Annotated in this window: 9 protein-coding genes; 8 read left to right on the top strand and 1 reads right to left on the bottom strand. The window is 57.9% G+C overall.

The annotated features are described in order from the left end of the window. The 6 genes from MHH82_RS15570 to MHH82_RS15545 all read left to right on the top strand — a co-directional run bounded on the left by MHH82_RS15570 (position 1) and on the right by MHH82_RS15545 (position 7,915). The gene (locus tag MHH82_RS15570) at positions 1 to 954 is read left to right on the top strand and encodes a carbohydrate ABC transporter permease (protein WP_015735271.1); all 954 of its coding nucleotides are present in this window, start codon (positions 1 to 3) and stop codon (positions 952 to 954) included. A gap of 30 nt (positions 955 to 984) precedes the next feature. Continuing rightward, positions 985 to 2,406, top strand: a complete 1,422-nt coding sequence (locus MHH82_RS15565) for a DUF5060 domain-containing protein (protein WP_251495698.1) — start codon at positions 985 to 987, stop codon at positions 2,404 to 2,406. A gap of 14 nt (positions 2,407 to 2,420) precedes the next feature. Continuing rightward, a complete protein-coding gene (locus tag MHH82_RS15560) occupies positions 2,421 to 3,902 on the top strand; it encodes a DUF5605 domain-containing protein (protein WP_340966635.1) in 1,482 nt (493 codons plus the stop codon). Between the two features lie 62 nt (positions 3,903 to 3,964). Beyond that, the gene (locus MHH82_RS15555) at positions 3,965 to 6,094 is read left to right on the top strand and encodes a hypothetical protein (RefSeq protein WP_340969989.1); all 2,130 of its coding nucleotides are present in this window, start codon (positions 3,965 to 3,967) and stop codon (positions 6,092 to 6,094) included. Next, positions 6,091 to 7,005, top strand: coding sequence for a 4-hydroxy-tetrahydrodipicolinate synthase (gene dapA, locus MHH82_RS15550; protein WP_145036363.1), 915 nt, complete (start codon positions 6,091 to 6,093; stop codon positions 7,003 to 7,005). The genes MHH82_RS15555 and dapA overlap by 4 nt, the downstream gene beginning before the upstream one ends. Next, positions 6,986 to 7,915: a pectinesterase family protein gene (locus MHH82_RS15545; RefSeq protein ID WP_015735266.1), complete on the top strand. Its 930-nt coding sequence runs from the start codon at positions 6,986 to 6,988 to the stop codon at positions 7,913 to 7,915. Before dapA ends, MHH82_RS15545 begins: the two co-directional genes overlap by 20 nt. A 35-nt stretch (positions 7,916 to 7,950) precedes the next feature. Here MHH82_RS15545 and MHH82_RS15540 read toward each other — a convergent pair whose 3' ends face one another. Beyond that, the gene (locus tag MHH82_RS15540) at positions 7,951 to 8,925 is read right to left on the bottom strand and encodes a sialidase family protein (RefSeq protein ID WP_340966634.1); all 975 of its coding nucleotides are present in this window, start codon (positions 8,923 to 8,925) and stop codon (positions 7,951 to 7,953) included. 159 nt (positions 8,926 to 9,084) lie between these two features. Here MHH82_RS15540 and MHH82_RS15535 point away from each other — a divergent pair, with 159 nt between their 5' ends. Together MHH82_RS15535 and MHH82_RS15530 are read left to right on the top strand one after the other, a co-directional pair. Then, positions 9,085 to 10,167: a dienelactone hydrolase family protein gene (locus MHH82_RS15535; protein WP_145036359.1), complete on the top strand. Its 1,083-nt coding sequence runs from the start codon at positions 9,085 to 9,087 to the stop codon at positions 10,165 to 10,167. Continuing rightward, positions 10,160 to 12,898, top strand: a complete 2,739-nt coding sequence (locus tag MHH82_RS15530; RefSeq protein ID WP_340966632.1) for a hypothetical protein — start codon at positions 10,160 to 10,162, stop codon at positions 12,896 to 12,898. Before MHH82_RS15535 ends, MHH82_RS15530 begins: the two co-directional genes overlap by 8 nt. Positions 12,899 to 12,925: the final 27 nt, after the last annotated feature.

Raw genomic sequence — 12,925 nt, 5'->3', positions numbered from 1 at the left:
ATGGAGAAAGTTTGGAATGTCCTAAGGCAGCGGCAGCAGCGGTTCAGCCAGGTTGGATTGCTCGAGCGTCTTCGATTGCTGCTGCTCGGGCGGGAAGCCGATAAGGGATTGCTGTTTCGCGTATTTATTTACATCGTGCTGATTGAAACGGCTTATCTGTATCTCAATCCTATTTTATATATGGTATCCACCATGGTGAAAGGCCTCGGCGATTTGCTCGATCCAACCGTGAACTGGATACCGAAGGAGATTTTTTGGGGGCATCTGAAAGAGGCGTGGAGGCTGCTGAACTACCCGACTTCGTTTGGCATCAGCTTTGGACTGTCGATCGGGGCGACGCTCTTTCAGCTCGTCGCCTGCGCGATGGCCGGATACGCGTTCGCCAGGGTAAAGTTTCCGTTCAAGCGCTTCTGGTTCGTGTGCTTGATCTTCGCCTTCGTCATCCCGCCGCAGGTCACGGTGCTGCCGCTGATTATTATGTACCGGGAAGTCGGCTGGATCGATACGTACTTCCCGATGCTGATCCCGGCCTTGTTCGGGCACGGCCTGAAGGGCGCGCTATACGTCATCATTTACCGCCAATTTTTCTCCATTCTGCCGAAGGAGCTGGAGGAAGCGGCGAAGATCGACGGCGCAAGCCTGTACAGAGTCTTCTTCAAGGTTATGCTTCCGATCGCAACGCCGGCGATTGTCGTCGTATTCCTGTTCTCTTTCGTCTGGAGCTGGAACGACAGTTATTTTCCAATGATGTTCCTGTTCAAGATGCAGGACGTTCCGCTCTCCATCGCGCTGGTGAAGGCGACGGGAGACATCTCGACGGAGGAAGGGCAGTTGTTCGCCCAGTCGCTCGACATGGCGAAGTCGTTTCTCGCGGTCATGCCGCCGCTATTGCTGTACCTCTTTACGCAGCGCTGGTTCACCGAAGGCGTCGAGCGGACCGGCCTTGTGGAATAACAACGAATGGAAGGGAGTGCCAGTGCGCTAATGGGAATGCAGGAAGTGGAACGCTGGGGAATATTCGAGGTTGCTTTATCCGGTCCTTCGGCAGGCAATCCGTTCGAGGAGGTCGCCGTGTCGGCGACCTTCGAATACCGCAACGATCGGGTCGAGGTGGAAGGATTCTATGACGGGGACGGGATCTATCGGGTCCGGTTCATGCCGGATCGGGAAGGAACGTGGCGATACGTCACGAAGAGCGGCACGTCTGAGCTGGACGGCGCGACGGGAAGCTTCCTCTGCACATCGCCGTCGAAAGGAAATCACGGGCCGGTAAGAGTCAAGGACGGTTATTTGTTTGCATTCGAGGACGGCACGCCATATATGCCGTTCGGCACGACCTGTTATCACTGGACGCATACGGGGAGCAAAGAGCATGAGCTGCAAACGCTGGAAGAGCTCGGGCAGTCCCCGTTTAATAAAGTCAGGATGTGCCTGCTCCCTACGCGGGATATGCGTCCGGAGATGGTCGCCTTCGCGGGAACATGCCCGGAGGATGCGGATACGACCCGGTTCAATCCGGCGTTCTTCGCCCATCTGGAGGAGCGGATCGGCGACTTGATGAAGCTCGGAGTGGAAGCCGACCTGATTCTGTTCCATCCCTACGACAAGCAAGGCGGCTGGGGCTTCAACAGCATGTCGCGCGAACAGGATTTCTACTATCTGCGATACGTCATCGCCCGTCTTGGTGCGTACCGCAATGTCTGGTGGTCGCTGTCGAACGAATACGATTTCAACAAGATGAAGACGATCGAGGATTGGGACCGGCTGCTGCAATACGTGCAGCGGAAGGATCCGTACCAGCGGCTCCGGTCGATTCATAACGGCACCAAAATGTACGAACAATCGTCCCTGTACGATTTCTCCAAGTCGTGGCTCACGCACCAGAGCATCCAGCATTGGGATACTAGTCCGACCACCGAATGGCGGGAAGCCGTTCGCAAGCCGATCGTCGTCGACGAAATTTCCTACGAGGGCAACGTCGCCAAGCGATGGGGGAACATTACGGGGCTCGAGTTGATCCACCGCTATTGGGAGGGGCTGACCAAAGGCGGCTTCGTCGCCCATGGCGAATGCTTCGAGAACAAGCCGACAAGAGCCTGGATATCGAGCGGCGGCAAAATGTACGGTGAAAGTCCGGAGCGGATCCGATTCCTGCGCCAAGTGATGGAGGAAGGTCCGGAGGATTGGATGCAGGCTCGCGAGGAAGGCGGCTATGCGCTTCTGTACTTGGGCAAATACCGGCTTTCGTCCTATAAGCTCCCGCTGTCCCAAGATCGGGAATACCGGATCGAGCTCATCGATATTTGGAAGATGACGATAACGCCGCTTGACGGCACTTTCACGGGGCAGAGCGACTTGGCATTGCCGGCTAGACCTTATACCGCCTTGCGCGCGCAAGCAGTTTGAGAGGAGGGAACGGCGTGATTCAATATAAAAAAGAAGTAGAGCGATTTGGCATATTCGAGCTGCAACAGAAGGGGCGCGAGGACGACGGGCTGTTCGCGGACTCCGGTCTGTGGGCTGAATTCAGCAAAGAGGATCGTCATTTCGTGGCAGAAGGTTTCTACGACGGCGAAGGCAGACTATTGATCCGGTTCATGCCGGACGAGGAGGGGGAATGGTCGTTTCGCATCGAAGGCGCGTCCGCCCCAGCCGGAGGATACGCCGGACAATTCCATTGCCTGCCGGCGGGGGCCGATAATCACGGACCGGTGAGCGTATCGAACGCGACGCTGTTCGCTTATGCGGACGGCAAGCCGTATACGCCGTTCGGAACGCTGCTTGAGGCCTGGCATGTGCAGGACGAATCGAGCCGCGACCGGACGATCCGGACGCTGACGGCATCGCCCTTCAACAAAGCTCGGATGAGCGTTGTCCCGCAGGCGGGTCATGCGGGGAACGGCGAGACGGTTATATCTCCGTTTGCCATTCGCCAGGACGGCCAGCCGGACGGTGATTGCTTCGAGCCGGCTTATTTCGCGAAGCTGGAGGCCTGCGTGGAGAGTTTGTCCCGCATTGGCGTGGAAGCGGAGCTGATCCTATTCCCGGCCTCCATGGACCTTGAAGGCTCCATTCGGTTGACCCCGGAGCAGGAAGAGCGTTATATCCGTTATGCGGTTTCCCGGTTGGCCGCTTATCGCAACGTATGGTGGACGATGGCAGACCTGGGCGACGGAACGCGGAGGCGGGAAGTCGATTGGCGCGCTTATTTACAGACGCTTCGCGAATGCGATTACGGACATCATCTGTGCTCGATCCATGGCACGCCTTCCGCTTTCGATTGGGGCGTTCCCTGGCTGACGCATGTCAGCCTCCGTCAGGAGGACGTGATGCTTGCCTCCGACTTCACGCTGCAATACGAGAAGCCGATCGTCATTGACGATTGCGGACGCGAGGGTATTGGAGCGGAGCCTTGGGACGCGTTGACGCCGGAAGACATGGCGTACAGAATTTGGGAAGGCTTGTCCCGTGGCGGCTTCGCGGCCCATGGGGAATCGCTTCGCAGGCCGGACGGAACAAGCTGGTCGGTTCACGGCGGCGAGCTGCTCGGCGAGAGCGTGGAGCGGATCGCCTTCCTGCGCGGTCTGCTAGAGGATGCGCCAGGCTATCTGACATACAGCAGGCAGCGACACGATGCCTCGACCCTCGAGAAGCGGGGCGAATATTATTTGCAATATTTCGGACCGCACCGGTTCTCGTCGCGCGACTTCGGGATGCAGACAGGCGAATTCGCGGTGGATATTATCGATACATGGAATATGACGATCGAACGGCTGGACCAAACGTATCAGCAACGGTTCCAGATCAAGCTGCCCGGAGAGCTCTACTACGCGCTCCGTTTGCGCAAAATCGGCGAAGGCGCGGAGCAGGACGAACCGGAGAAGGAGCAAGCGTCGGCGTAGAAGGCGAAGACTTCACCGTCCAACCGGGCGGCAGAACGGAAATCGGAAGGAGAGCGCTGGAAATGAACGCTTATCGTATAACGAGTCCGGCCGAGCGCCGAAGCGTGGATGTATGGCAGTCGGACAACGATGTTTATATCCAATTGTCCCGCGAAGGCGACTCCGAGCCTTATTTCAGCAATAAGCTAGGACTTATGGCGGTTTACTCGGAGGGACGTCCATGGCGTGAAGAGCGGCTTCGGCTACATGCCGCGCGAATCGAGCAGCGTGGCGGCACGCTGCGGATCGAGGCGGACGGCGGCGAGCTGTTCCTCGCATTGGAACTGAAGTTCGATGCGGAAGGGCTGCTACGGGTTTGCGCCATATGGGAGAATCGTTCCGATCGCACGTTATGCGACGCCGCGGTCGGGCTCGAATGGGAGCTCGCCTCCCGCGGCAAGGAAAACGTGACGATCCCCCATATGATCTACAACAACAACCCGTCGGCGGATCCCTCCAGGCTTGTGCCGCATCTCGGCATCGGCGAGGGCAAGGGCTTTATTTGCGAGGAGCATCGGCTCCCGATCCCATGCGTGAACGTCGAGTGGAACGAGGAAAACTCCGGCGAGCGATATTTTTCGATGTTCTCGCTTCCGTCCTATACCGAGGATTCGGACGGCCTCGTCCATTATGGCTCGCTTGGCGCTTATCAGCGTGATGGAAGCATAGCCGTTGCGGCGATGAGCGGCGTTCTGATGTTCAATGGCGAGAAGGACATCGTATACGTGAGCAAGAGCCAAATCGAGCCGTACTCCTGCGGCTATACCGATTTTGCCCCGGGCTTTGCGCTCGAGAAGAGCTATGCTTTGGAATGGGGTCCGCAGGAGAAGCCCGGCCAGGCTTTCTCGAAGGCCGTTCACCGCGCCGTTCGGCTGTACGATCCGCAGGGCGCCGATCCGCTATCGCTGGATGAACTGATTCGGCTCAAGACGGCGGCCATGGATGACCGGTGGCGGGAGACGGACCGGTCAGCCGGCTACGTGAAGTTCAACGACCGGAATTCGTTCGGGCTCGTGTCGAAGAAGCACGGGCTTCACTACATGTACGGCTGGACCGGACAATGTTTGAAGCTGGCTTGGTGCGACGCGTCTTTGGGCTTCGACGGTCAATCGCCCGAGCGTATCGAGCGATGCAGGAAAGCCGTCGACTTTTATCTCCGCGAGAGCGGCACTTCGGTGCCCGGACTCAGGAACGGCGCGTATCATTTGTCGGATGGCCGGTGGGAAAATTTCCGCTGGCAGCAGGAGCCCGTCATCTCGAGCCGCGCCTTCGGCGAAACCGTCAGCGACCTCGCCGATATCATCATGCTGTTCCGCAGCCGGGGGGAGCGGGTTCCTTCCGCTTGGACGGCCGCGCTCGAGCAATCCGCGGATTTTATACTTGGGGCCATATTGCCTGCAGGCATATTCCCTTCCGCCTTTAAGCCGGACGGCAGCGCCGCGGACACGGAGATTACGGCCGCCGGCATTCCATGCCTGATCGCGTTAATCAAAGCCTGGCAGGTGACGGGCGCGCGGACGTATCTTGACGCCGCCAGCGCCAGCATGGAGCGCTATTACGCGCTGCATGCCGAAACCTTTGAACGGCCGTTCGCCAGATCTACGCTTGACGCAAGATGCGAGGACAAGGAAGCGGGCATGTTTTTCTTCATCGCGGCCTTCGAGCTCTTCCGTCTGACCGGGGAACCTCATTTCCGCAATTGGGCGGAGATCGCCGCGGATTGGCAGCTTACCTACGTGTATATGTGGAACCCGGCTTACGATCGCGGCACGGCGTTCAGGGAAAGCGGCTTCCAGGCTGTCGGCTGGCCCGGGGTGAGCGTGCAGAACCATCATCTCGACGTCTTTTTCCCTACCTTCGAGCTGTGGCAGTTCGGCCTCATGACCGACAACGAGACGTACGTGCGCTTGGCGCGCACGATCTTTGGCGCACTCGGCCAAGGCATTTGCACCAAGCCGGGCGAGTGGGGCTTCACCGTCGTCGGGGAACAAGCGGAAGGGTTCTTCCAGTCCAACTTCCAAGGAAGAGGCAGATCCAATACCTGGAATCCCTCTTGGGTTATTTCGGAAGTACTGCATCATGCGCTTCGCTTCCGCGAAGCGGCCACTAGTGGCGAAAACCAAAAACAGGGCAAAGGAGTTCATCGTATATGATTAGACCGCACGGAATTATACCCGCAATGGTGACGCCATTCGACCAGGAGGGGCGCCTTAACGAGCCCGTCGTCCGCTCGATGATTCGGCGTCTGCTTCAAGCGGGGGCGCACGGCATATTCGTGCTCGGGACGAACGGCGAATTTTTTGCACTAACGGAAGACGAGAAGATTGAGCTTGTCCGAATCGCGGCCGACGAGATCGGCGGAGCCGTTCCGCTCTATGCGGGATCCGGCGCGATTACGACAGCAGAGACGCTTCGATTGTCGCGCAAATTGGAGGAAGCGGGCGCCGATATTTTATCCGTTATTACGCCTCACTTCGTTCCATTGAACCAATCGGAGCTTCGCAGCCACTTCGAAGCGGCGGCAGGCTCGACGAATTTGCCGATCGTTCTCTATAACATACCTGCGCGCACGGGCATTATGCTGGAAGCGGCAACCGTGGCATCGTTGTCCGGCATTGCCAATATCGTCGGCGTAAAGGATTCAAGCGGCAATTACGAGCATGTGCTTCAGCTGATTCAACAATCGGGTCCCGACTTTGCAGTTTTGGCCGGCACGGATTCGTTCATTTTGTCGACCTTGCTTGCAGGTGGCGCCGGAGCGATTGCGGCCTCCGCCAACGTCGCTCCTGAAACGGTCGTCTCGATTTATAAACACTGGCAGGAAGGGCGGCTGGAGGAAGCCGCGAAATCGCAAGCCGACATCGCGGTCGTCCGCAAGCTGATGCAGTTCGGAACGGTGCCGTCAGGGCTCAAGGAGATTCTGAGCCAGCTGGGAATCGAAGTCGGCTCGCCGCGTCTGCCGGTGCAGCCCGTCGGCGCAGATGCGCGAAATACCATTGCGGCCACGCTGCGCGCGGCTGGCCTGCTGAAGGAGGGGAACTCGCATGCGAACATTGGTCGTTGATCAATCCGGAAACGGCGATTTCCGAACGGTTGCGGAAGCGATCGCGGCAGCGCCGGATCATGCCGTCGAACGCACGCTGATCGTCGTGAAAAACGGGCATTACAAGGAGAAGGTAACGGTTCCCGCAAGTAAAACCAATTTGTGCATGATGGGTGAAAGCCGGGACGGAGCCGTCATCTTCTATGACGATTCAGTGTCAACCCTGAAGCCGAACGGCGAGAAAATGACGACGTACGACACGCCATCCTTCACGATATTGGCAAAAGATTTTTATGCTGAAAATATGACCTTCGCTAATTCGGCCAGCAGGCTGGAGAAGCGGGGACAAGCGCTTGCGCTGCATGTGGAGGGAGATCGCGCAATCTTCCGGAACGTAGCGATACTCGGCCATCAGGATACGCTGTATACGCCGGGCAACGGCAGACAATTGTACGATCGCTGCTATATCGAGGGACACGTCGACTTCATATTCGGATCTGCGACAGCCGTGTTCAAGGATTGCGAGCTTCATAGTCTCGATCGTCATAACGGCTTTGTGACGGCGGCTTCCACGGAAGAATCGCAGCCTTACGGCTACGTCTTTATGAACTGCAGACTAACCGGAGCCGCGCCTCCCGCGACCGTCAGTCTCGGCAGGCCTTGGAGGCCGCACGGAAGCGTGATTTTCGTTCATACGTGGATGGGAAGCCATATCCGTCCGGAAGGCTGGGACAACTGGCGCGATCCAGCGAAGGAAAAAACGGCGAGGTATGCGGAATACGGAAGCGTGGGACCGGGAGCGGAGTCTGCGGCCCGGGTAGAGTGGGCCAGATATTTGACAGAAGAAGAGGCGTCGGCATTGACGGTACGAAGCGTACTGGAAGGCCGCGACGGCTGGAATCCCGAAGAGGTGCGCGCGGCCGTTATATAAAGGGTTGATTTCGGGAGCAATCGCTGACTATTGTTTCAAGACGATATGGTAGAAAGCGATTCGCTCCCTTCTCCATGTGTAGCTAATATAAATGTTGTTGCCATGGGCGACGACCGCGGGGTACGAATATTGACTGATGCCCGAATCGAGCGGAAGCTCTTCGCCCCAAGTCGCGCATCGTCGCGGGATAACCGAAGCACGAGCGGAGTGCGGGGACCTTTTCCCTTCGGATCGTCCTCGCGCGGCACAGTCGGGTTGTACGCCATGGCAAGCGTTCCGTCCGATAACCGCGCAAGATCGAAGCCGCTGTTGTTGTTCGGCATATCGGTCGGATAAGCTTCGCACCAAGTGAAGCCGCCGTCCTGTGAATCGCTGCGGTACATAGCGCCTTCGGTGCTCCGTGCCAGCAGGTGGACGGAGCCGTCCTCCGACTCCCACAGCGTCGGTTGGATGATGCCTTTGAGCTTCAGCTTTCCGTGATCGAGCGGAACGATCGCCATTTGCGTCCACGTATCGCCATGATCGGAGGAAATATCGATAAAAGCGTCCCATGCGGGCTCAAGCGAATTCGGCGCGAGCAGCGTGCCGTTCCGGAGCATGATCGGCTTGTTCTTGACAGGTCCCCGTCCGCCGATGTCGCCGGGCACGAGCTCCTTGGGCTCGGACCAGGAAAAGCCGTTATCGTCGGAATGGATAATGCGGGTGTGCCATTCGGCAACGCGGGGGCCAACCTTGTAGAAGAGCAGCAGCTTGCCGTCAGGTCTGAGATATAGAACGGGATTCCAATGCGGAAGGCCTTCCTCGTCCGCGACTTTGACCGGAGCGGACCACCCGCCGTCCGTTCTGCGCGCCGTCCAGATCGCCACGTCGGGAGCGCCCTCGCGTGAGCCCCCGAACCATGCGGCCAGCACGTCGCCGTCCGGCAGGACGACCAGCGTGGACGCATGACAGCTCGCGAAGGGGCGATCTTCTTCAAAAATAAACTCTTTTGCTTCTACAGAATACGTCATAAAAAAAGACACCTCCAGATCTATTTAACAGCTGCTTTGAACTTACCCCATGGGTGAAGCTGTTACGTTACAAGCGTATGACGGTGCTTGACTCGATTCAATAGGGCATTACGTTCGTACGTCCTGCGATAGCGCCTATTTGGGAAAGGAGTTTACGACATGTGGAATCCTGACAAATTTATGGAAACTTTATATGAACGGTCCGCAGCGGCAAGAAAGAAGCAATCCGAACTTGGCCGCGAAGAGCGGAAAGCGCTTCAGAAGGAACATCTGCGAGCAGCACTTGTTCCGTTCGAGGAAATGCGCGCGCCGCTCGATCCGATTCTCCTGGAACGAACGGAGTATGACGATTATGTCCGGGAGCGCGTCGAGATCGGAACGGTGACCGGTCTTCGCATGCCTGTCTACGTTCTCATTCCTAAAGAAAGCAGTCGGACTTGGGAGCTGCCCGGGAATTCTTCCGGCAAGCTTCCCGGCATGCTGGCGCTGCATGGACACGGATACGGAAGCCGGGAGGTTGCGGGGTTTGCGCCTGACGGGACGATGAGCGTGAAGAAAGGCGGACATAACCGATTCGCCTTGGAGCTTGCACGGCAGGGCCATATCGTCGCTGCGCCGGAAATGATCGGCTTTGGCGACCGCAGGCTGCTCCGCGATACCGTTCCCGGCAAAGAACGCAGCTCTTGCAATTCCTTAACGGGACAATTGCTCATGCACGGCATGTCCCTTGCTGGCTTGCGCGTCTATGAAGCAATCAGGACGCTCGATTACCTTGCGATGCGGGCGGAGGCCGATCCTCGGGCAATCGGCTGCATGGGTTTCTCGGGTGGAGGCTTGCTCGCGGCTTACGCGGCCGCAATCGACGAGCGGATCAACGCCGCTGTCCTTTGTGGATTCACCAGCACTTATAAAGGAAGCATTTTGTCGATTAATCACTGCATCGACAATTACATTTCTGGCGTGCTTGATTATGCCGAGCTGCCAGATTGGATCGGGCTCATTGCGCCGCGTCCGCTGTTCGTCGAATCAGGCGAGAACGACCCGATCTTCCCTGCCGGCTCCGTTCGCGAAGCCGTCGAGATTCTGCGGAACATCTACCGAGACGAAGGGGCGGAGCATAGGCTGCAATCCGATATTTTCCCCGGCGTCCACGAGGTTAGCGGACGGAATATCTATCATTGGCTACAATCGACTTGGCAATCGTTAGAGAATAAATGGAAAGCGGAGGATCGACATGAATAAAATCAGATTAGGGATTCAGGACCAAGCATCGCCTCGGATGGTTTACGGCTTGAAGCTGCTTAAGGGTGCTTTGGAAGCATGCGGCTTCGAGACGGAGACTGCGGACGGGGAGTGGAGCTCCTTGACCTACCGGAAATCGCCGGAGCTCAAAATTTACGTCGGCAACCGGGAAGAATCGGAATTTATCCGAACGCTTGAGAATCAGGAGGTCCTTCTTTATCATTCGGAGGAGCCGGGCAAGGAAGGCTTCTACATCGCCACGCTGCCGGGGAATCTGATCGTGGTTTCGGGCGGCAACGATACCGGCGCCTTGTACGGAGCTCAGGAGCTGGCCGGACGGATTCGTCGCGAGGGACGGGTTCCTGATTTGCTTGCGCATGGCGAAACGCCGAAGTTTGTGATCCGCGGCCCGGTGCTCGGCCTGCAAAAGACGGAAATCGAGCCTCCGCGCCGCACATACGAGTACCCGATTACGCCGGATCGCTTCCCTTGGTTCTACGACAAGGCGTTGTGGACGGAATACCTGGACATGCTCTGCGCGCAGCGGAGCAATATCGTATACATCTGGTCGGCCCATCCGTTCTCCTCCTTGTTGAAGCTTAAGGATTATCCGGAGGCGCTGGAAGTGACGGAAGAGGAGTACAACCTCAACGTCGAGACGTTCGGCTGGCTGACGGTAGAAGCGGACAAACGAGGCATCTGGGTCGTGCTGAATTTCTACAACATTCATATCCCGCTGCCGTTCGCGGAAAAACACGGCTTGGAGCTTCATCAGCCGAAACCGCTTCCGATCACCGCCGATTACACCCGCAAATCGATCGCGGAATTCGTCAGGTCCTACCCGAGCGTCGGGCTCATGCTGTGCCTGGGCGAGGCGATGCAGGGAGACGTGTACGGCGCCGAATGGTTCACGGACACGATTCTGGCAGGCGTTAACGAAGGCCTCCGGGATCTGCAGGTGAAGGAACGTCCGCCGATCATCCTCCGCGCGCACGCGGTTAAGGCGGAGCCGATTATCGAGAAGGCGATTTCGCATTACCCGAATTTATTCACCGAAGCCAAGTATAACGGCGAGTCGCTCACGACCTGGACGCCGCGAGGCGGCTGGAAGCATACCCATAACAATCTGAGCGGGATGCAGTCGGTTCATATCGTCAACGTCCACGTGCTCGCGAATCTGGAGCCATTCCGCTACGGCTCGCCCGCCTTCATTCAGAAAAGCATGCAAGCGGCAAAGGATCGGCAGAAGGCGAACGGGCTGCACCTTTACCCACTTTTCTTCTGGGATTGGCCATACAGCGGCGACAAGACGACGCCAAGGCTGAAGCAGGCGGAGCGGGATTGGATGTGGTATGCCGCATGGGCGCGTTATGCATGGAACCCTGACCGCGATCCGGAGACGGAACGCCACTATTGGATAGAGGAGTTGGCTTCGCTGTTCGGGTCAAGGGAAGCGGGCGCTGCGCTGTTGGAAGCCTATGACGCTTTTGGCGAGTGTGCGCCGCGGCTTCTTCGCCGCTTCGGCATTACGGAGGGCAACCGGCAGACGCTGTCGCTTGGGATGACGATGAGCCAATTGACCAATCCGGACCGTTATTCCCCATATCGAGCGCTGTGGGAGGATCACGCGCCGCAAGGCGAGCGGCTCGAATTGTATGTCCAGCGAGAGCTGGCGGATGAACCGCACATCGGGGAGACGCCGATCGACGTTATCGAATCGGCCGAGCTGTTTGCGGAGCAAGCCTGGACGGCGATACAGCGCGCAAGCTCTCATGTTACAGACAATAGGGAAGAATTTGACCGAATCGCGAGCGACGTGGAAGCGATTCTGTACATGGTGCGCTTCTACGGCGCCAAGGTGCGGGCCGCCGTCCAAGTGCTGACGTACAAACACACGGTGAACGGCAACTACCTGGAACATACAAATCTGTTGGAGGAAGCCGTTCCTTATTTGCAGGAGAGCGTGGATTGGTACCGCAAGCTGACGGAGCTGACTAAGAACACGTACCTGTACGCGAACAGCATGCTGACGGCGCACCGTAAAATTCCGGTGCCCGACGGCCGGAAATTTAAGCATTGGACGGACTGCCTCCCGATTTACGAGGAAGAGCTCGCAGGCTTTAGAGCCAGCGTGAATGACTTGAAGGCCGGAAAGCTGCCATCGCGGGTAAGCGGAGAAGTGAAGATCGAGCCGTACCGGGAAGCCGCCTTCAGGCTGAAATCCACCGGCATGGAGACGTATACGCTGTCGAAGGACAGCTTGCTCTTCACCGACGGCGAGGTATACGTGCAGAACTGCGCCGAGGAGCTCGAAGGCTTGACCGGCGTCCGGTTCAGCCGCGCGGAAGCGGCGAAGGGCGGAATGGCCGTCGAGTTCGAGACGGACGCGCCGGTTCGCGTGCTAGTCGGCTATTTCAATTCCTCCGACCCGCAATGGCTTCAGGTTCCGACCCTGGACGAGAATACGCATGCGGATGAACGGGGAGGCTTATCTCCCGTATTGCGCAAAGGAATCAAGACCTCCTTCTACCCGAGCGTTAACGTTCACGCTTTTCTGTACGAGGCCGGAAGCCATATGCTGAACCTGGGCATAGGAGCCTACGCGGTGCTCGGCGTCATCGCCGCCGATCAGGAGCTGAAGGAGCGGGACGTATCGCCGTTCAGCGAAAGCTCCCGAACGCTGGATTGGCTATATGACGGCGCCAACAAGAAGGGAGCGCTGTCGCGCTGATGGAGGCGGTTCAGGAACAAGCGCTAT

It is taken from the genome of Bacillus sp. FSL K6-6540, assembly GCF_038007545.1.
The sequence above is the reverse complement of the archived record's forward strand: the minus strand, read 5'-3'. Positions and strand labels throughout refer to the sequence as shown.